The 18802-nt window shown below is 64.7% G+C and carries 23 protein-coding genes; 9 read left to right on the top strand and 14 right to left on the bottom strand.

Annotated features, from left to right (window positions below; all coding sequences use genetic code 11):
• The first annotated feature begins 1 nt into the window (after window position 1).
• Window positions 2-658, top strand: coding sequence for a cytochrome c biogenesis protein CcdA (locus ACZ42Y_RS00400; RefSeq protein WP_058370297.1), 657 nt, complete (start codon window positions 2-4; stop codon window positions 656-658).
• On the opposite strand, the gene ACZ42Y_RS00395 is transcribed toward ACZ42Y_RS00400, so the two are convergent.
• Window positions 655-945: a DUF4258 domain-containing protein gene (locus ACZ42Y_RS00395; protein ID WP_058370298.1), complete on the bottom strand. Its 291-nt coding sequence runs from the start codon at window positions 943-945 to the stop codon at window positions 655-657. The genes ACZ42Y_RS00400 and ACZ42Y_RS00395 overlap by 4 nt on opposite strands.
• A gap of 65 nt (window positions 946-1010) precedes the next feature.
• Window positions 1011-1829 (bottom strand): SDR family NAD(P)-dependent oxidoreductase, encoded by an 819-nt coding sequence (locus ACZ42Y_RS00390; protein ID WP_083494435.1) that lies wholly within the window; start codon window positions 1827-1829, stop codon window positions 1011-1013.
• 151 nt (window positions 1830-1980) lie between these two features.
• Between ACZ42Y_RS00390 and ACZ42Y_RS00385 the strand changes: the two genes are divergently transcribed.
• The gene (locus tag ACZ42Y_RS00385) at window positions 1981-2439 is read left to right on the top strand and encodes a metal-dependent hydrolase (RefSeq protein ID WP_058370299.1); all 459 of its coding nucleotides are present in this window, start codon (window positions 1981-1983) and stop codon (window positions 2437-2439) included.
• Window positions 2440-2510: 71 nt separating this feature from the next.
• Here ACZ42Y_RS00385 and ACZ42Y_RS00380 read toward each other — a convergent pair whose 3' ends face one another.
• The 3 genes from ACZ42Y_RS00380 to ACZ42Y_RS00370 form a co-directional block, all read right to left on the bottom strand.
• Window positions 2511-3929 carry a (Fe-S)-binding protein gene (locus ACZ42Y_RS00380; protein ID WP_058370300.1) on the bottom strand — a complete coding sequence of 473 codons (1419 nt, stop codon included), beginning with the start codon at window positions 3927-3929 and terminating at the stop codon, window positions 2511-2513.
• Window positions 3930-4026: 97 nt separating this feature from the next.
• Entirely contained in the window at window positions 4027-4845 is an 819-nt protein-coding gene (locus ACZ42Y_RS00375; RefSeq protein ID WP_058370301.1) for a hypothetical protein, read from the bottom strand.
• A 109-nt stretch (window positions 4846-4954) separates the two neighbouring features.
• The gene (locus tag ACZ42Y_RS00370) at window positions 4955-6388 is read right to left on the bottom strand and encodes an NADH-quinone oxidoreductase subunit B family protein (protein ID WP_464735507.1); all 1434 of its coding nucleotides are present in this window, start codon (window positions 6386-6388) and stop codon (window positions 4955-4957) included.
• Between the two features lie 296 nt (window positions 6389-6684).
• On the opposite strand from ACZ42Y_RS00370, the gene ACZ42Y_RS00365 reads away from it, so the two are divergent.
• Genes ACZ42Y_RS00365 through ACZ42Y_RS00355 form a run of 3 tightly spaced genes read left to right on the top strand, consistent with a single transcriptional unit; the run spans window position 6685 to window position 7991 of the window.
• On the top strand, window positions 6685-7140 hold the full coding sequence (locus ACZ42Y_RS00365) for a hypothetical protein (protein WP_058370303.1): 456 nt from the start codon (window positions 6685-6687) through the stop codon (window positions 7138-7140).
• The gene (locus ACZ42Y_RS00360; protein ID WP_058370304.1) at window positions 7109-7444 is read left to right on the top strand and encodes a hypothetical protein; all 336 of its coding nucleotides are present in this window, start codon (window positions 7109-7111) and stop codon (window positions 7442-7444) included. Before ACZ42Y_RS00365 ends, ACZ42Y_RS00360 begins: the two co-directional genes overlap by 32 nt.
• A gap of 16 nt (window positions 7445-7460) precedes the next feature.
• On the top strand, window positions 7461-7991 hold the full coding sequence (locus ACZ42Y_RS00355) for a hydrogenase maturation protease (protein ID WP_464735506.1): 531 nt from the start codon (window positions 7461-7463) through the stop codon (window positions 7989-7991).
• Window positions 7992-8003: 12 nt separating this feature from the next.
• Here the strand turns inward: ACZ42Y_RS00355 and ACZ42Y_RS00350 are convergent, their stop codons facing one another.
• Complete coding sequence (locus tag ACZ42Y_RS00350) at window positions 8004-8957, bottom strand: bacteriohemerythrin (protein WP_464735505.1); 954 nt, start codon at window positions 8955-8957, stop codon at window positions 8004-8006.
• Between the two features lie 126 nt (window positions 8958-9083).
• Between ACZ42Y_RS00350 and ACZ42Y_RS00345 the strand changes: the two genes are divergently transcribed.
• Window positions 9084-9476, top strand: a complete 393-nt coding sequence (locus tag ACZ42Y_RS00345) for a hypothetical protein (protein ID WP_058370307.1) — start codon at window positions 9084-9086, stop codon at window positions 9474-9476.
• Between the two features lie 94 nt (window positions 9477-9570).
• On the opposite strand, the gene ACZ42Y_RS00340 is transcribed toward ACZ42Y_RS00345, so the two are convergent.
• The 7 genes from ACZ42Y_RS00340 to hypD all read right to left on the bottom strand — a co-directional run bounded on the left by ACZ42Y_RS00340 (window position 9571) and on the right by hypD (window position 15977).
• Window positions 9571-9780 carry a hypothetical protein gene (locus tag ACZ42Y_RS00340; RefSeq protein WP_236698098.1) on the bottom strand — a complete coding sequence of 70 codons (210 nt, stop codon included), beginning with the start codon at window positions 9778-9780 and terminating at the stop codon, window positions 9571-9573.
• Window positions 9777-10070, bottom strand: coding sequence for a hypothetical protein (locus ACZ42Y_RS00335; protein ID WP_236698099.1), 294 nt, complete (start codon window positions 10068-10070; stop codon window positions 9777-9779). Before ACZ42Y_RS00335 ends, ACZ42Y_RS00340 begins: the two co-directional genes overlap by 4 nt.
• A gap of 100 nt (window positions 10071-10170) precedes the next feature.
• Window positions 10171-10566 (bottom strand): aminotransferase class V-fold PLP-dependent enzyme, encoded by a 396-nt coding sequence (locus ACZ42Y_RS00330; protein WP_236698100.1) that lies wholly within the window; start codon window positions 10564-10566, stop codon window positions 10171-10173.
• 333 nt (window positions 10567-10899) lie between these two features.
• Window positions 10900-13230, bottom strand: coding sequence for a carbamoyltransferase HypF (gene hypF / locus ACZ42Y_RS00325; RefSeq protein WP_058370308.1), 2331 nt, complete (start codon window positions 13228-13230; stop codon window positions 10900-10902).
• Between the two features lie 75 nt (window positions 13231-13305).
• Window positions 13306-14367, bottom strand: a complete 1062-nt coding sequence (hypE, locus tag ACZ42Y_RS00320; protein ID WP_058370309.1) for a hydrogenase expression/formation protein HypE — start codon at window positions 14365-14367, stop codon at window positions 13306-13308.
• Window positions 14368-14387: 20 nt separating this feature from the next.
• Window positions 14388-14708: a HypC/HybG/HupF family hydrogenase formation chaperone gene (locus tag ACZ42Y_RS00315; protein ID WP_464735504.1), complete on the bottom strand. Its 321-nt coding sequence runs from the start codon at window positions 14706-14708 to the stop codon at window positions 14388-14390.
• A gap of 72 nt (window positions 14709-14780) precedes the next feature.
• Entirely contained in the window at window positions 14781-15977 is a 1197-nt protein-coding gene (gene hypD / locus ACZ42Y_RS00310) for a hydrogenase formation protein HypD (protein WP_464735503.1), read from the bottom strand.
• A gap of 203 nt (window positions 15978-16180) precedes the next feature.
• On the opposite strand from hypD, the gene ACZ42Y_RS00305 reads away from it, so the two are divergent.
• The 3 genes from ACZ42Y_RS00305 to ACZ42Y_RS00295 all read left to right on the top strand — a co-directional run bounded on the left by ACZ42Y_RS00305 (window position 16181) and on the right by ACZ42Y_RS00295 (window position 18200).
• On the top strand, window positions 16181-16993 hold the full coding sequence (locus ACZ42Y_RS00305) for an MBL fold metallo-hydrolase (protein WP_168371213.1): 813 nt from the start codon (window positions 16181-16183) through the stop codon (window positions 16991-16993).
• A 93-nt stretch (window positions 16994-17086) separates the two neighbouring features.
• The gene (locus tag ACZ42Y_RS00300; protein ID WP_058370312.1) at window positions 17087-17764 is read left to right on the top strand and encodes a LysE family transporter; all 678 of its coding nucleotides are present in this window, start codon (window positions 17087-17089) and stop codon (window positions 17762-17764) included.
• A 37-nt stretch (window positions 17765-17801) separates the two neighbouring features.
• Complete coding sequence (locus ACZ42Y_RS00295; protein WP_464735502.1) at window positions 17802-18200, top strand: hypothetical protein; 399 nt, start codon at window positions 17802-17804, stop codon at window positions 18198-18200.
• Here ACZ42Y_RS00295 and pdxT read toward each other — a convergent pair.
• Window positions 18197-18799, bottom strand: a complete 603-nt coding sequence (gene pdxT, locus ACZ42Y_RS00290; RefSeq protein ID WP_464735501.1) for a pyridoxal 5'-phosphate synthase glutaminase subunit PdxT — start codon at window positions 18797-18799, stop codon at window positions 18197-18199. The two genes, ACZ42Y_RS00295 and pdxT, sit on opposite strands and share 4 nt — an antisense overlap.
• Between the last annotated feature and the right edge of the window lie 3 nt (window positions 18800-18802).

Here is an 18802-nt window from a genome sequence, read left to right as displayed (position 1 = left end):
TATGAGGCTCCTCGGCGAGCTCGCTGCATTGGCTGCCCTCGACAGTATTAACCCCTGCACATTCTACATATACGCTGTCTTGCTGCTCTCGGTCTCCCTTAAGGAGAGGCGCAGCCGGGCAGTACTAGCCGCCGGGCTGGCCTTCGTAGCCGGGATCTATGCGGGGTACACGCTACTGGGCCTCGGGATAGCGGGTGCGGCCTCCCGGCTCTCTGCGTGGCTGTTATCGCTCGCCGCGGGCGCCTACGGGGTCTATAACATCGCCGTAGGACTCTACGAGCTGCGCGGCGGGAGGCCCGGACTCCAGAGGCCTGGGGTCAGGCTGGCCCCGAGGGCTGTGCGCACCGCCGGTCTACTGGGGGCTGCGGGGCTTGGGCTGCTGCTCTCCTTCACCCTGCTGCCGTGCAGCGGCGGCCCCCTGGTGGCTTTCATAGTGTTGGCTAGGGCCAGCGGCTACCAGGGGCTGGCGGTGCTCCCGCTCCTAATGCTGTACAATGTTATCTTTGTCTCGCCGCTGGTAGGCATGGGGCTCGCCGTCTCGGCCCTGTACCGCGTGGAGCGTGTGCAGCACGCTGTTACCCGGGCGGCGCCCTACGCCTCCATAGCTGCTGGTGCCGCGCTGGTTGCCGTGGCCGTCTACGTGGCGGGGCTGGGCTAGTATACCACCCTGTAGCGGCGGCCCCTGAGCCTCCCTACCAGGGCCTCGTACTCCCCTCTCCGCATGACAGTGACTATCTCCACTACCCTGCCCCGCGCCGCGTAGACGACCGCGACATCGTTCACGCCGAGGGCTAGGTAGACGTCCTTCTCCTCGTCGTAGACGAGCTGCACCGGGTTCTCGAGGGCCTCCAGCACCTCGTCAAGGCTTACGCGGCGCTCCTCCATCCTCTCCCGGGCGTGCCGGGAGACTCTCAGGCTGTACCAGCAGGCCGCCACGTCCTCCACGCCCGGGGGAGAGGGGGCACGAGGGAGGCTAACAAGCCCAGGGGCTCCCGGCGGCCGCCGCGGGGCTAGGCTGTGAAGCGGCCGGCGTTTATGCTCAGCACGTGGCCGGTTATAGCCCTTGAGGCGGGGGTGGCGAGGAAGTAGACTGCCTCAGCTACGTCCTCCGGCTGTATTATAATGCGCAGCGGGTGCATCTCCTCAACCCTCTTCCTCTTCTCCGGCGTGTCTATAAACTCCCTCACCATGTCCGTCTCAACGAAGCTGGGGGCGACGGCGTTCACCCTTATCCCGTGGGGCGCCAGCTCCACCGCAAGGCGGCGGGTGAGCCCTATCACCCCGGCCTTTGAGGCGGCGTAGGCGGCTGAGGCCACCACGTTCCCCGTCTGCCCCGCTATGCTGGCCAGGTTGACTATGCTGGCCCAGGGCGCCCTACGGAGCATCGGGAGGAAGGTCTTCGTCGCCAGGAAGACGCCGGTCAGGTTGACCCTTATGACGCGCTCCCAGTCCTCGAGGCTCGTCTCATCTATGCCGCCGAAGTGTATGATGCCGGCGTTGTTTACCAGCACGTTGAGGTGAGGCCAGCGGGACTCGAGGACCCGGCGGGCCTCCTCGAGGCTCTCCGGGCTGGACACGTCGAGCCGGAGCACCACCACGTCAGGGGCTCCGAGGCGGCGAGCCCTCTCAGCAGTCTCCAGCGCCTGCTCGCGCTTAGAGCGGTAGGTCACCGCCACAGCGTAGCCCTCGGAGGCGAACCGGAGCACCACAGCCCTCCCTATGCCGCGGCTGGAGCCGGTAACCAGGACATAGCCCGCCGGCTCCTCGTCCCGCTCCGTGGCCGCTGCCGAGCCGAGTCTAGCATGCGCAAGAACGCTGGACGCCGGCATAGCCCTGGCCCTCCGCGCCCTGCGAGAGCCCTCTCGGGGGAGAAACACCTGCCGGCCTGGATAAAGGGGGCAGCAGGCGGGCCCACTCTCCAGCCAGGCGGCCTAGGGGCCCCGAGGGCCCCTCCGGGAGGCTGCGCCGGGGCTGGGAGGGGTGGAGAGGTCGACTCACCTGGTGTTCGCGGTAAGCCTCGCAGTCACCGTGATGGCTGAGCTTGGGGAGCCCCCGGGGGCGGTCATGCTAGCCTCCACTGTAGCCGCGCTGGCCGCTGCGATACCCGACCTGGATCTCCACACCGCGCACAGGGCACTGCTCCACAACGTGCCCGTCATGCTCGCGCTAACCATCCTAGCCTACGCCGCGTCCCTCGCCGCCGCGCCCTGGGCCGCCTGGCTGGTGGCTGCAGGGTTCCTGCTCGGCTACTCCAGCCACCTGCTCCTCGACATGCTCACCGTCCGGGGGGTTGCGCTCCTCTACCCCTTCCAGCGCCGCTTCTACAGGCTGGCCAGGCTGAGGAGCAGCGACCCGCTGGCCAACAAGCTGCTACAGGCCGCCTCGGCCGCCGTGGCCGCGTACAGCCTCGCGTCGGCCGGCATGATAGGGGCGCGCTAGGCCCCTCCGAGCCCCCAGGGCGTAAATGGGGAGGAGGCCGCGGGGGAGAGGGCGGGAAAAAGACAGGGGACTCACTCCAGGCGCTCGGCGACGTAGGCGGCTATGTGCTTCACCTCTATATTGAGCCCGTAGAGCTGGGCGCCGCCTGCTATCGAGTGCATACAGACCGGGCAGGCTGTAACCACTATCTTGGCGCCGCTCCTCCGGATGTCATCTATCTTCCTCTTGACGGCTATGGACCAGGCCTCCATAGTCTTCTCGACGAACCTCTTCTCCTTCTCGCCCTTGAGCAGGTACTCCGGCGGCATGCCCACCAGCTTAGCCATCTCCTCTATCATCTGCAGGTTCATACAGCCTATCCCGCCGCCGCCACCGCAGCAGTAGCTCTCAGCACCGTGGTGGGGCAGCTTCCTGAAGCCCTTGCTCGCGGCGCTGAGCACCAGGTTGGGCTCCTCCGTCACGCCGCCGCGGCGGGCGAGCTGGCAGGGATCATGCCAGGTGACCTTATCGTCGCTGGGCTTTAGCTTGAGCCTGCCCTCCCGGATCAGCTTGGCCAGCAGCTCTACTATGTGGAGGACACGGTAGCTGGGCCTGCGGCCGAGCGCCTTAGGCAGCTCGAACCTCATCCAGGGGTAGACGAAGCCTCCGTCAAGCACCACCACGTTCTTGGGGTTGTAGCTTGATATGTCGGAGTCCAGCATCGTTAGCGTCTCCTTGGTCTGCTTGGAGAGGGCTATTACAGCCGCTATCGGCGGCCGGAAGGCCAGTGGCTTGCTGGGCAGCGTCCAGTCGAGGCCGGCCCTGTCGAGTATCTTGATGGCGCCTATGACGCCGTCGGGGTAGAACATGACGTCGGACAGGTTTACCAGTAGGAAGTACTCGGCACCCTTCTTATCGTAGGGCAGGGGCTTGCCGATAGCCTGCTCCGCCTTCTTCATGACGTCGCTCCATATCTGCATGAGGGCCGGCATCTTTAGGAACAGCCTCTCGCGCTCAACGACTTCGAAGATAGCTATTAGCGTCGGCACGCGGCCGGACTTGGTGGCTATGCTGCCCAGCATGCTCCTTATAATAGCGCCACTGTCGATGCCGAAGGGGCAGGAGACGTAGCAGGCGCCGCAGTTGGTGCACCGGTAGAGAGCCTCGACTATCTCGTCGAGATCCTTTGCGCTCTTCGGCTTCCTGGCGTTCAGCAGGGGGCCGAACAGCTTGCCGAGTATTGTTGCCTCCTTCCTGTATATATGGCGGGCCAGCTCCGCCTTCTCCACCGGCCCGTACTTCTCTGAGACAGGGTAGTAGGGGCACGCCGGGGCGCAGGCAGCACAGCCCACACAGTTCTCCAGGTAGTGGAGCTTGACCGGGTCCAGCGAGGCGAGTGTCTCGCGGATGGCCTTCTCTACACGCTCCTTGTCGAAGCCCTCCCAGTCTATGCTCGCCTTAACCTGCTCTATGAGCTTCTGCAGCTCCGAGGCTGGAGGCTCCTGGGACATGCCTATCCACCCTCCCTACCACGCACCCATTTGGTTTTGGTACCCGGCCTTCACAGCTATCAAGGCCCTGTGAACATGAGCTAAAAGGGGTATGGGGTTAGACGAGCCCCTTCTGCACGCGGACATCGTACCACTCGTGCAGCTTGCCGTACCAGTAGCCGTACACGAAGTGCCAGAACTTGCTGAAGGGTATCAGCATTAGCAGCAGCTCGGCGCCCAGTATGTGTAGGCCTAGGATGGTCCTATACATTCCTACATCCACTATGCTGGCGCCGGTGGAGTGCCTTGCAGCCGCGTAGCCCGTGAGCAGTATGAAGAGCAGCAGCCCTAGGGAGAAGTAGTCGCTCCACCGTACGTGCCGCAGCCCAGTGGCCTGCTCGGCTATCTTCATGCCTATCTTGAAGGTCACGCCTATTATTGCTAGTATAGCCAGCACATCGCCGTTAAGTATGGCTGTGAGCGGGCCCCATATGCTGTTAACGAACTCTACCTTCACGGGAGAGGTCACTGTGAGCGTCGATGTTGTCGCGCTCAGGGGTATCCATAGCCCGGTGTCAGCCACCAGCCTCTTGTACCACGGGAACCAGTAGGAGAAGAACGCCACGTGATGGGCCAGCAGGAATATCAGCGGCAGCACGCCTAGCAGGTGGAGGGCAACGAGCCCCGCGAGGAAGTCGTGGGGCTTCTTCTTGATGCTGAATATAATGGGGTCTATGAACGTTCTTATCAGCCCTATTATCCTGGCGCCGATGCCGCGGTTGCGGGACTCCGCCTTAACCACGCGGCGCCAGAAGAGTATCTGCTTCACTATCCTGTAGGCTGCACCGAAGCTGAACACTAGCAACGCTACCCAGAAGAAGTAGTATACCGCGAAGCTGTAGATGTCAGTCACCTTACCGCCTAGGTAGCCTACCATCCTACCACCCTACGTCCACGCCTCCACCTCATACACGTGCCTGCCCGCGGGCTTTGAGCCGAAAGAGGGAGCAGGGTTGGAGCATCACAGGGTGATGCTGGTGGGCCGTCTAGCTGCTGCGGCGCTGCTCCTCCTTCGCCTTCTCGGCCTTGCTCTCGACCCACTTCGCAACCCCGTAGGCTATGGCCGCGCCAGCCACTGCTGAGGCCGCTGCGCCGGCCTCGGTAGTGCTTAGGCTCGGCGTGGTCGGCGCGTTAAGCGGCTTGTAGAAGGGCTCGTAGGCGTCGGTGAAGCCCGGCATGGTGCAGCCTATGCAGACGCCGCCGGTCCTGGTGGGGCCGCCGACGCCGTTGACCCAGCCCACCTTGTTCCACGGGCAGTTGCTTACCGGGCCCTTACAGCCCACGGCGAAGAGGCAGCGGTAGTCGGCGTCGCCGGGGTTCTTGCGGAAGTCGCCCGCCGCGTAGCTAGCAGCCCTCGGGCACTGCTCGTGGACCGTGCGGCCGAAGATGTACTTTGGCCTCCAGTAGCGGTCCAGCTCGGGCAGCGGTAGCAGGCCCTTCGCCCAGAGCACAATGTTGGCTATTACGCGTAGCTGGCCGTTGCCGTTGGCGGGGCAGCCGGGCACGGCAACGGCCGGGCGGCAGTCGCCCCTTATCTCGCCGGGGCCGAGCTTGCACTTGCCGTAGATGAAGTTGCGGAAGGGCCTGGCCTCCTCGAGGAGGTCTACAAGCCCCTTGTAGCCCCTTATCGGGTCGGGGAAGAAGCCCACGGCGCCGGTGGGGCTCGGGCTCCAGCCCTTGCCGCTCCACTGCTCGAACAAGTCGTAGCCCATCTTCTTTATGAAGTCCTTCTCCACTATCTTGTTTGCTACCAGGCCGCCGTAGGAGGCACAGTTGCCCACAGCTATGACGGCCACTGCGCGTGGCAGCAGGCGCCTCATCCACTCGACGCAGGATATAGGCTTCCCGTTCTCGTCGCCTATGTAGCAGAAGTAGTCGCTATACTTGGGGCCGCCGGCCTTCTCGTCTATCGGGAAGCTGCCCTCAAGTACCAGCACGAAGGGGTCGAGCTTGCCCTGGGAGGCCAGCCTTAGAACGTCTATGGGGCTTGTCAGTAGCAGCCCGGGGTTGTAGCCTAGCTCGAGGAAGGCCTGTAGCGTCTTCCTGAGAGGATCGTCGGCGGGGAGCTTCTCCACGAAGGCCTTAAGCTCCTCGGGGCTCATCTGGGCCAGCTTCTTCGCGTAGCTGGGGGTCTCCTCGCCCCAGCTGAGCATAACCGTCTCGTGGAAGAGCAGCCTGACGGTGCCTGGGCCTACTATGTGGCTGCGGCCGCCGAGGACATCGACGAGGTCGGGCTTGGTGGCCTGGATTAGAGCTGTAGTATTGCCCGCACAATCCTGGGCCTCGAACCAGATGACGTTTATGCTGCCGGACTTGACCTCTGCTATCGCCCTCTTTATCAGCTTATCCCAGTCAAGGCTGGCGAAGAACGCCGTTGTGCCTGCGAGCTTGAGGAAGTCCCTACGAGAAAGCCTGGCCACCGCGACTCCCCCTATTCCCTACGGTACCACCAAAGTCTCCGACAATTTATGTCCATAGATAAATAAGTTTCGTGTATTGGAGGGCCAGCAATAATTAACCGGCGATAACTGCGTGATGCCACGCCGCTGAAGAGGATCCATGGGGAGGGTCGGCAAACCCCGCCAGGGCCTCACAGCCCCCGGGGGCTCCGAGGAGCTCGGCCCCCGTAGGCCTGGGAGCTCCTCACCCCCAGCCTCGGGCTGCGGAGGGTTTAACGATAAGCCCGTAAATTTACCCTAGTAACAGGGGTGCCGGCTTGGCGGATCCCGGGGAGAGGAGGAGGGCGCTGCTGGAGACGCTGCGGGAGCTGCTGAGACTAGGCGGCCGCGCCGCAAAGACCGTTGAGGAGATACGCTCCGAGATAATAGGGGCCGTGGAGGACGCGCTGGGGGTCGAGCTGACGCCGGAGAAGAGGATGCTACGGAGGCTCTACAGCTTTAACCCGCCGCCCCAGCCAGGCCTAGAGGAGCTACGGAGGCTCGTCGCGAGGAGCATGGGGCTGGATGATGCATCTCAGCTCGAGGAGTACCTCCGGGGCCTCGGCCGGGGCGGGGAAGCTGGTGGTGGTAGTCCCGAACCCCATAGTGAAGGGGGGAAGCGGAATACTAGCCCTATCGCTGGAGCTGACGGGGAGGCAGGGAGAGGCGAGGATAGGCAGCTGCACGGTGATAGACGGGTCCATGGACGCTCTAGCACTGATAGACGAGGCTGAGAGGAGGGGCGCAGGCGAGCTCTTCCTCCTAGGCGCCTCCCACGTTGAAGGACGGGGCGCCGGGGTGTACGTGGCCCGAGTGGAGCCCAGGGACGCCCGTGCGCTGACGCCCCAGCAGCTTACAAGGGAGCTCTGGATGAACCTCACCGGCAGCCTCGGCCTCGACGACTACGCTGCAGCGCTAAGCCTGCTCTGGAACCGGCCCTTTATCCTAGTGGAGTGCGATCCCGGGGATGCGGCGGACCCAGAGGAGGAGTGTAGGAGGCTTGCCAGGGAGTGGGTCCGGAGGGAGTGCGGCGCATAGCCTGCTAGTGCTTGGCGTGGGTAACACCCTACACGGGGACGACGGGATAGGCTACTGCCTGGCCCGCGGCATAGAGGCATGTGGCGGGGTAGGGGGCGCCAGGCTGGCGGCTATACAGCACCTCAGCCCAGGCCATATAAGCATCCTAGAGGGCTACGACACGGTCGTATTCATAGACTCCTACCTCTCCGAGGACATGCCGGAGGACGCGCGGGTGGCGGTGCTGGAGATAGACCCGGCCAAGCTGAGCGAGGCCGAAGTGGCCGAGCTAGTGCAGGAGATAGACCCTCACAGTCTCAACCCTGTGAGGCTCGTGGTTCTCGCCTACGCCGCCCAGCTGTTCAAGGGTAGGGCCTACCTGGTGGGGGTAAGGCCCTACAGCATAGAGTTCATGGAGGGGCTCAGCGGGGAGGTGAGGAAAGCCGTCCCCAAAGCCTTGGCGGAGTTGGAGAGGCTCCTGAGGAGGCTCGGCGCCAGGCTCCGGGCTCCAGCGGGCTGCGTGATGGAGTGGATCGAGGAGAACTGCGGGAGGCCTCTCCTAGACTAGCTCTAGAGCCTTCTAGTCGAGGCCGAGTTTTCTCCTGGCCAGCCTGGACTCCCTGGCCGCCTCCTCATCGACTATGGGCAGCCCCTTCCTATAGAACCATTCCCCGTAGTCGTGGTCGCTCACGAGTATGTGGTTCCTCACCCAGTCGGAGAGGAAGCGGAGCACGCTGAGCGTAAGCTGTTTCTCCCCGGCCTCGTACTGCTCATTGAACTCTGTCACCTTCTCTACGAAGCTCTGGTGCTGGCGGCGGTGGGCCTCGGCGCGGGGGTAGCCGTACTTGTCGAAGAGCTTCTCCTCGCTGCGGAAGTGGAACCTAGTATAATCGACGAGGCTCTTGAGGACGTCATCCACCACCTCCTTCTCCTCGCCGGCCAGGAGGCTTATGTAGAGGTTATTCAGCACCGTAACGAGGTAGCGGTGCTGGTTATCCAGGCCTTTTATGTAGACGCTCAGCTCGGGGCCCCAGTGGTAGACGTAGGGCCTCAGCCTAGCCGCCACAACTTTGACACTGCCGGTCCACTCGTCAAGCGCGTGGAGCGCCTGGAGCCCATAGCTGACCCCGACGCCAGGCTCTTCAAGCCTAACAGCTGTCACCACTACCCCGTAGGTGAGGAGCCAGGCGCTGAGCCTCTCCCCTTCCAGTATCAGCAGCCTAGGCCCCGCCTTCTCCGCGAGCCTCCCGGTAACCAGGTGCCTAACCTGGCCCCGGAGCCCCGGGAGCCTGGCCTCAAACTCCTCCCGGGCCTCAGCGGCCTCGAGGAGCTGGAGGACCAGGCCGGGGTCGTCGAGTAGCCTACTATTCCACTCTATGCTGCTGGCCGCGTAGTTGTAGGGCGGCGGGAGGGTGTGGGGCACCGGTTTGAGGGCCTCGGGTATCCGGTCTACACCGACCTCCACGATATAGCGTACATCGGGGTCGCGGATGTGCCACCAGTATCTAAGACGGCGTAGTAGCCCGGGAGACACAGGTAGCTCCCAGTCACACCTCCAGGCTAGTTGCGCATACTTATACACGTTTTGCATTAATTATTCGCCCCGGCTACGCTGCACTATATAGCCTGGTGCAGGGGCACTGCCATGGGGTGTGCGCGCTTGGGGGAGGAAGGCTGCGGCAGGAGGGCTAACGAGATAGTCTACTTCGTCGCGTGGCGGCTGGAGAACATGAAGGACTATCGGGCATGGGCCACCAGTATGCTGAAGGCGTGGGGCGCGCTGCTCAATGAGGCTAACAACCAGCGCTCGCTCCTCCCCTTCGCCTCGCTGGCACTAGCCCATCTCGGAGTAGGGCTCACGGCAACCTACGCTATAGAGGGGGAGGACCTGGAGAAGGCGCTCCAGAAGGCCAAGGAGGATCTCTGCGCGGTCTACCGGGCTGGGCTCGAGCTTCTGGAGCAGGCCTACCAGAAGGGCAAGGTGCTGGAGGTCATACAGGAGGCTATGAAGGGGGAGGAGGGCGGGGAGGCCTCTGAGGGCTCCGCGTCGTGAGCGGGTTCGAGCCGGGCTACCCGGGCCCCGGCCCTAACGCCCCAGAGCATAGAGGGTTTTGGGCCTCGAGACCGGCCGTCCCGGCGGGACGGTGCTAGATGCCGCGCTTTGCCAGCGTCTCCTGGAGGACTGTGAGGCCCTGGCCGAGCTTCACGTTGACTCCGAGCGCTTTGAGCGTCCTCTCCAGGGCCGCTACTGTCGCCGCTAGCTCCGGGCAGCCTACCTGGCCCATGTGCCCTATCCTGAATACCCTGCCCTTAAGCTCCTCGAGGCCTCCGGCCACCTCGACTCCACGGGTTCTCATCTCCCTATAGAAGCTGGGCCAGTCCACGCCTTCGGGCAGGTAGGCGGCTGTAAGGTATCGGCTCTGAAGCCCTCCTCCGCGACGAGGCTGACTCCCAGGGACTCCAGGACGGCTCTAACCGCCTCAGCCATGATCCTGTGCCTCCTGTACCTCTCCTCGAGGCCTTCGGAGAGTATGCTCCGGAGGAACCCCCTCAGAGCGTAGACTAGGTTGACCGCTGGGGTTATGTAGTAGTTCCTCGTAGACTCCATCTCCTTGAGGAGGCTCGGGGGTTGAAGTAGAGTCTCCACTGTCCCCTCGACTCGACCTCCCTAGTGTAGGACTCGCTGTAGGCCACCAGGCCGAGGCCCGGGGCCCCGAGGGCCTTTCTGTGACCCAGTGAAGCAGATGTCAACACCCCAGTCGTCCATCCTCACCTCCATGCCCCACGGGGGCCACTCCGTCCACAACCAGCGGCACGCCCCAGCTCCTCGCAGTCCTGGCCAGCTCCCTGACCGGGTTGGCGACGCTCGTCGAGGTCTCAACGTGCTGCAGCGCGACTGCCGCGGCGTCTCTATTCTTCTCCGGCAGCCTATCCAGCTCAGCGGCTGTGAAGCCCCTGCCCAGCCCAACTTGAGCGGTGGCGGCCTCGCCGCCCAGGGCCTTAACACTCTTCTCAAGGTAGTCCCCGAAGAAGCCAGCCTTCAGCACCAGCACCTTTGACCCCGGCCTGACGACGCTTCTCAGGGCCAGCTCCATGGCGCTGGTCCCGCTGCCTGGCAGTATAACGACCGCCGCGGGTGTCAAAGACTTCCTTCAGCATCTTCACAGCCTCGCTGTGAACCTCGTCGAACTCCGGCGATGCATGGTTAACCGTAGGCCTAGCCATTGCTAGCAATGTCTCAAAGTCCACAGGGGTGGGGCCGGGGTCATTAGCAGGAGCCTTCCATGGGGCAAGGAGGAACACCGGTTATTACTCCAAGGCCCTTATTCGAGTGTTTAAAGCTGAGCGGTCACGACGCTATTAACCGGCGCCGGGCAACTCCCCCGCGGGCTCGGCTGGGCCCGGCATGCTGGGCGCTGTAGGGGCCCGGGAACCCGGGGATAGCCTCCCGGCCTGGTAGTACTCCGGGGGCGAGGTTAGTCCCAGCCGAGAATCCTGGAAGCCGCCACAAGCACCTGGCCCGCCGCTATCCCCCCGTCGCCCGGGGGTAGGCGGTGGGGGAGCCTCGCCTCGAGCCCGTGGTCCTTCAGCGCCTCGCGCACCCCCTGGACTATCAGCGTGTTCACCGCGGCGCCGCCGGAGATGTAGACGGGGCCGCTGAGCCCCCTCGCAGCCCTCGCAGCCGCCTCGCCGAGGCCCCTCCCCAGGGCCCGCTGCACCGTGGCTGCAAGGTCTGCCGGGGGGAGCCTGTCCAGGTTATCGAGCACCCATTCGAGCAGGCCGCGGGTGTCCACCACCAGCCTGCCCTCCATCTGTACTAGCCGGGGCGTGTAGCCGTGGTCCCTGCCGCCCCTCGCAGCCGCCTCAAGCCTCATCGCCGGCTCCCCCTCGTAGCCCCTATGCCACGCCACCCCCAGCAGGGCTGCGAGGGCGTCTAGGGTGCGGCCGGTGCTCGTTGCCAGGGGGGCCTTGCCCGCGGCGGCCAGCCGGTAGCTCACCCTCGCCTCCAGCTCGCCGTGGGGAAGCTTGTCGCGGGATAGGAGGCCGCGGCGGCGGAGTATTTCCAGTACCTCCTCCTCGCCGAGGCCCGAGGCCTGCATGAGCCCCACGAGGGCCTTGACCGGCCACTCGGCTGCCGCGTCTCCCCCGGGGAGCCTGAAGGGGTGGAGGCTGGCGGCGCGGGTGAAGCCGGCGTAGCTGGCCACGAGCACCTCGCCGCCCCAGACCGTGCCGTCGGTGCCGTAGCCGGTGCCGTCGATTGTTATAGCCACCCTCTTCTCGCCCGGCGGCACCCTGTCCTCCAGCATAGCAGCTGCCGCGTGGGCGTGGTGGTGCTGGACCTCCACCAGCTCCGCCCCGTACTCCTCGGCCAGCCTCGCCGCGAGCGGCCTGTTGTGGTAGCCGGGGTGCATATCCACCGCCACGGCTCTCGGCCTGAGCGAGTAGACCTCTATGAACCAGCGCAGCTCCTTCTCCAGCTCCTCCACCTGCCCGGGCTCGTCCATGTCCCCTATATACTGGGTCGGCACTATCTTGTCCTCGAACGCCACCGCTCCAGCCGTCTGCAGCTCAGCCCCCACAGCCACCATGTCGGGGAGCTGCTCGGGAGAGTAGAGCCAGGTGGGGGCGTAGCCCCTGGCCCTCCGGAGGAAGACGAGCTCCCCCTCGGTGTAGCGGAGCACGCTGTCGTCGACGCGGTGCACTATCTCCCTGTCATGCGCCACCACGTAGTCAGCTATCCCCCTCAGGTGGGTGAAGACGCACTCCAGCGTAGTGCACATGGGGTACCCGGACTTGTTGCCGCTGGTCATTATCAGGAAGCCGTCACGGACGCTCTCGAGGAGCAGGGCCTGGAACCCCGTGTAGGGGAGCATCACCCCTACCGTGTCCAGCCCAGGCGCCACCAGGGGGGAGACGGGGGAGCCAGGGCGCCGCGGGAGGAGGAGTATGGGCCTCTCAGCCGACTCCAGCACACTGCAGGCGCCGGGCGGGGGCTCAGCTATCTTCTCCACCACGCTGCAGTCCCTCGCCATGAGGGCGAAGGGCTTGGTGGGCCTCCTCTTCCTCCTACGCAGCTCCTCCACCACGTCGTCCCGGCTAGCGAGGGCTGCCAGGTGGAAGCCTCCAACACCCTTCACCGCGAGTATATAGCCCTCCTCTATCTTCTCCGCCGCCCACTCGACCGGGTCCTCGACGGGGAGCCTCCTCCCGTCCATCGTGTAGACATAGGTCCTGGGGCCACAGCGGGGGCAGCTGATCCCCTGGGCGTGGAACCTCCTTATGTTGCCGGGGTCCTCGTAGTCCCTCCTGCAATCCCTGCAGAGCGAGTACTTCCTCATAGAGGTGTTCTCCCGGTCATAGGGCACGGTGTACATCATTGAGAACCTGGGGCCGCACCAGGCACAGCTATTCCAGTAGTAGCGGTAGAACCTGGTGGATGGGTCGTGGACCTCCTTCAGGCAGTCCCTGCATATGCCGAAGTCGGGGGGTATCATGCTTCTCTTGCTCTTCCTCTTCTCGCTCCTCTTTATGGTGAAGCCCTTGAAGCCCTGGGGCCTCACCTCTTCTATCTCGAGCTCCTCTATCCTGGCGGGCGGCGGCCTCTCGAGATAGAGGCCCTCTATGAAGCCTGCGAGCCGGGAGGGGCTGCCCTCAACATGTATCTCGACCTCGCTGCCGCCGAGGTTAACCACGTAGCCGGAGACGCCGCGGGAGATGGCGAGCCTGTAGACAAAGGGCCGGAAGCCAACTCCCTGAACTATTCCGGTGACGCGCAGCCGCAGCGCCCTCCGAGGAGGCTCGTGCAAGGCCTATTGGCACCTTCCACTGGAGCCGGAGCGGCTGCGAGAGGGGAAGAGGAGGAGGTGGGGCAGAGGCTCTGCCTAGCATATGCGGGGCACTATCTCGCCGCTGGGGGGCTCGAGTATCCTCACGCCGCCCGCCATGCTCTTCAGGAGCACCCTGCCAGCGTGCCTGGGGTCCTTGGGCTCGTATACCTGACCCACTATGGCGGCGTCCCTGAAGCCAAGGCTGTGGATGTACTCTAGTATCTCCTGGGCCTTGGAGGGCTCCACCGCCAGCACCGCTACGCCCTCGCTGGCGAGGCTGAAGGGATCTACCCCGAGCATCTCAGCGTACTCGCGTACCTGCGGCCTCACGGGCACCTTCTCCTCCTCAAACACTATCACCGTCTTTGTCTTCTCCGCCCAGTCGTTGAGGAGCATTGAGAGCCCTCCCCGGGTGGGGTCGCCGGCGCCATGTATGCTCTCGCGGTGCTTCTCCAGCAGGGGGAGCATGAGCCTGGTTAGGGGCTTCACGTCGCTCTCAACCTTCATCTCGGCGCCTATAGCCTGCTGGGCTGCCAGTATCGCCGCCCCGTGGTCGCCGAGGTAGCCGGAGACAATTATCTTATCGCCAGGCCGTACCTCGGTGTCGACGATGGGCCTGCCCTCGACCAGGCCTATGCCCATAGAGGCTATCACTACGCCGTCCAGCTGGCCCTTCGGCATAACCTTGAAGTCCCCGCCTATCAGCGCCACACCCTCCTCCTTTAGCGTGTTTATGAAGCTGTCCATGATCTTCTTGAAGTCCTCTACGGGGAAGCCCTCCTCCACGACAACGCCGTCGAGGACCGCGAGGGGCCTAGCACCCACCATGAGGAGGTCGTTTATGGTGCCCGAGGCGGCTAGCCTACCTAGATCACCGCCGGGGAAGAAGAGGGGCTTAACAGTGTAGGTGTCCACGGTCACCGCTATGTAGCGGTTCTCGCCGACGGGTATGAGGGCGGCGTCGTCGAGTATGTCGAGCCCCGTCCCTCCCTTAACCTTCCACAGCTCGGGCGGCACACTCTGGACTATGAGGTTCCTGACCAGCTCCTCGGTCTCCTTCCCGCCTGCACCGTGCGCCAGGGTTATATATTTCCAGAGCCTGATGTACCAGGTCATCCCTGGCCGGCCCCGCGGGGCTACTGCTTCTCCACCATCTCCTCTACCTGGAAGAGGCGCTCCAGCTCGTCGGCCTTGCGCTCCAGGTCGGATATGAAAGCTTCTATCACCCGCATCATCTCCCTAGCGCGGTCCTCGTCCAGTCGCTCGATCGCCACGCCCGCATGCACTATCACTATGTCGCCGGGCTTGAAGCCCTCGAGCGCGCCGGCATCTATCTCGCGGAGGACGCCGTCGCCGAAGTCGACCACGGCTATGTTACCCTTTACCTCCTTCACCTCTGCGGGTATGCCCAGGCACATGGGAAGGGTGAACCCCGGGGGATCTATGCGTGGCGGCACGGGGCTTTATAGCTTTATACTATACACCGCGAGGCCATGAGCAAAGGCGCAACCCGGAGAAACATCGTGGAGCTAGGCTATGCCTAGGCTGCGGGCTATCTCCTCGGCTAGCCCGCCGCCGCCGAACCGGGCCCAGACGGCGCATGCGCCCTCGCTGCTCACCATGCAGGGGCCGTAGGGGGTGCCGGGAGTGCAGACTTTCATGAAGAGCGGGCAGTCGGTGGGCTTCGCTATTCCGAGCGTTACCTCGGCGCAGCGGCAGCCCGGCGGCAGGTCATACTTCCACTCCTCGGGGGTCAGCTCTTTTATCCCGTACTCGTGGAACGCGTCGACGTGGCGATACTTGTCGCGGAAGGCTAGCCCGCTCTTGGGCACGAAGCCTATGCCGCGCCACGCGGCGTCCACGACCTCGCAGCACTCATCTATCAGCTTCTGGGCTCTTTTATTACCCTCCCACTTAACAGCCCTGCTGTACTCGTTCACGAGCCGCGGCCTGCCCTCTATGTGCTGCCTCAAGATCTCCAGCACCGCCAGGAGAACGTCTATCGGCTCGAAGCCGGCTACCACGGTGGGGATCCCGTACTCCTCGACGACGAATTTCCAGGCCTTAGCGCCTACTATGGTCGAGACGTGGCCCGGGGCTATGACGCCCCTGATGGGGTTATCGCGGTGGGTGGCGAACGTGTACCTCATTATCGGGGGTGTGAGCCGGTGCACATTGAGTATCTTGAGGTTCTCCGGCACCATACCGGCCACGACGGGGCTCGCGGTGGCGGGCGCGGTGGTCTCGAAGCCTACTGCTAGGAAGAGGCTGGGCTTCCGATCCCTACGGGCCATCCTTACCGCGTCGAGCACACTGTATACCACTACGACGTCGCCACCGGCGGCGCGGGCCTCCTCTAGGCTCCTTATGTCGTGGCCGCGGCGGCCGGAGCCGGGGAGCTTGTAGGCGTCCCCATAGGTGTAGACCCTTATCCCCTCAAGGCTGAGCTTTATGGCGACGTCCACGTAGTAGGCTGGCGTTATGCAGACGGGGCAGCCGGGGCCGGCTACGATCTCCACCTCCGGGGGCATGAGGCTTCTTATACCGTAGTGGGTTATGGTGTACTCGTGGGTACCGCAGAAGTCCATTATCTTTATCGGGGTCTGCCCGACGCGCTTAGCCGCCAGCGGGGCGAGCTTGTGGATCTTCTCCACGATCTTGCGGGCCAGATCCTGGCTACGGAGCCTCTGCTCAAGCACCTGCAGCAGGTGCTGCTGCGCCTCCAAGCTCTCAGAGCACCGTCATCCTCCACCATTGGGGCTGCTTAAGTAGCTTCTGACGTGTAGGACTATCGTAAACCAAGACGCTTAGTAGATGCCCTCCCCCGCGTATAGGAGGCGTAAACCCCGAGCCCATCCAGGGAGGGGCCTAGGCCGTGGAGGAGGGGGGCTGTATTGGGTACGGGGGCGTTCTGGTATGCGAGGGTGAGATGGCGGTAAACACTGTAGTAGTCCCGGGCGCCCTGGCGGTGGATCCCTCGCTGCCCCTCGAGCCCGTCAGGGCGGTGCTGCTTACCCATGGTCATGCCGACCACTTCCGCTACGCGGGCGCCCTCCGGGAGAGGGGTGCCAGGGTCTATGCGCCGCGGCACTGCCTCCCCCTAGTCGAGAACCCGTCGATAAACTACATGGCTACCATGGGCTGGGCCGCTGGCTTCGAGGAGAACTACATAACACCCTACTTCGTCGGAAGGGGCGTCCGTGTGGACGAGCCCGTGGAGCCCGGGCGCGCCGTGTCCGGGGAAGCCCTCGTCGATGCGCTCCACGCGCCGGGGCACACGCCAGGCCACCTGGTGTACATCATAGAGGCTGGCGGCGTGAGGCTCCTCGCCGCCGGGGACACGGTGTACGGCGGGGAGTACTTGAAGGGCAACCCGGTGCTCTACCACACCGACACGCTCTCCTGGATGAGGACACTGGGTATGCTGGAGAGGCTCGACTTCGACATACTGGTGCCGGGCCACGGGGCCCCGGTCGAGAGGAGGGAGGCGCGGAGGCTCATAGACCTCAACCGGGGGAAGATAGAGGAGATGCTCCGCCTCGCCGAGTCCGCGCTGGACGATGAGCCGGCGGCGGGCGACGAGGTGATAGAGAGGCTTTTCGAGGCCACCGGGCTGGCCAGGAGCAGGAGGGCCTACTCGGTATACATGCCGAGTGTGAGGGCTCTACTGAACGCCCTCACCGCGCTGGGCAGGGCGAGGAGGGTGGTGGAGAACGGGGTGCCGAAGTGGCTTAGGAGGTAGCCGGGGCCGGCGGCAGGGATACAACCCCCTCGGGGCCTCCTCAGCACTCTCAGCCGCCGCGGCCCCGCTAAGACGGCTGGAGGGTGCAGAGGGATGGACTCAGTGGCCCGGGAGCAGGGGGTACGAGGCCTGGTGCTGAGGACCCTGGCGCTCACCCCCAGCGGGGCGCTCAGCCCGGGACCCCTCTCCGCCAGCGCGGTGGCGGTGGGCGCCCTCCTCGGCCCCCTGGGCGGCGTGCTCGTGGCACTCGGCCACATGCTGTTCGAGCTGCCCTACGTGGCGCTTCTGGTCAAGTGGGCCGAGAGGTTCGAGGGGGTGCTCCGCCGGCTCGAGAAGCCCCTAGATGTGGCCGTGGCGGCCTTCATAGCCTACTTCGCCTACGGGCTCTTCCAGAGCGCTGCGGCGGCCCTCCACGGGGCCGGCATGGAGGGAGCCGGGGTTGCCGTGGGGGGCGGGGCCCTCGGGGCCATCGCCACCGGGCTGGCGCTGACCGGGCTCAACCCCTACTTCCTAGCCTGGTGGGTCACGGTGGCGCTGCCCCTGGTCCGGGGCGCAGCCGCCCACGGCGCCAAGGGGTTCGCCGCGATGTACCTCGGCCACGTCTGGATGGACTACGCGTGGCTGGCCCTCCTGGCGGCCGCCGGGGCCGGGCTCTCGAGGATGACGGGGCTCTACGCCGCCCTCCTGGCCGGGCTAGGCGTGCTGCTCCTGGCCTTCGCCGCCGACATGCTCGCGAGGAGCCTGGCTGGGAGGCGCCTACTACCCTTCTAGACCCGGGGGGCCTAGGCTCCGCGGGGGCGCGTCGGGGATGCTGGACCCTAGGAGGGAGGCGCGGAGGCTCACGATCCAGCTGGAGAACTTCATCAGGGTGCTGAGGAGAATTCCGGGTCTCGAGAAGCCGAGCGCCAAGACCATGAGGGGTGTGATAGCCGATTTCCTGAAGTATATGAGCGACCTAGCGGTTTACGCGCAGCGCCTGGGCGTAGGCAGTGAGAGCCTCTACGCGCTCATGGCCCGGTGCAGCAAGCTCCTCACCGAGGTGGGGTGGGCCATAGGCACCCTCGACGCGGCCGCAGCGCTGCAGGAGATAGACACTGCTAGGGCAGTCAGGAGCCTCGCCGAGAGGCTCGTCTCCGACCCCTGCATGGGGGAGCTCGAGGAGGAGCTCCGGAAGATAAGGATGATGGTTGAGAAAGGAGGGGGCTAGCGCTTAACCCTCTCCATGAAGTAGCGGTGGAGCCTCGTATCGCCGGTCAGCTCCGGGTGGAAGGCTAGGGCCAGCTTCCCGTCCTCCTCTGCAGCCACGGCAACCCCGTCTAGCTCCGCGAGCTTCTGGGTCCTGCCCCAGAGCCTGGTTATCGCGGGGGCTCGGATGAAGACGCCGCGGAACGGCTTCCCGCCTATCGCGGGTATCCTCAAGTCCACCTCGAAGCTCTCCCTCTGCCTCCCGAAGTAGTTCCTCACCACCTCGATATCCATGACCGCTAGGAGGGGCTGCTTGGTCTCGCCTACCACGCGGTCGCGGACGCTCTTGGCCAGGAGCGCTGCGCCGGCGCAGGTGCCCATGGCGGGGAGCCCGGAGGCTAGGAGGTCGCGTAGCTCTTCTAGGAGGCCTAAGCGGCGGGCCACCAAGCCTATCGTGGTGCTCTCCCCGCCGGGTATTATCACGGCGTCCACGCCGCGCAGGTCGCTCGGCTTCCTGACGAACACCGGCTCTATGCTCCAGCCTGTCTCGCCTGCAAGCTTGCGGAGCATGTAGTGGTGCTCGTAGAAGCCGCCCTGGAGGGCTACTATCCCGATCTTCAAGGG

Source organism: Pyrodictium brockii (assembly GCF_055379715.1).
Note: the sequence above shows the minus strand (reverse complement) of the source record. Positions and strands in the feature narration are given on the sequence as shown.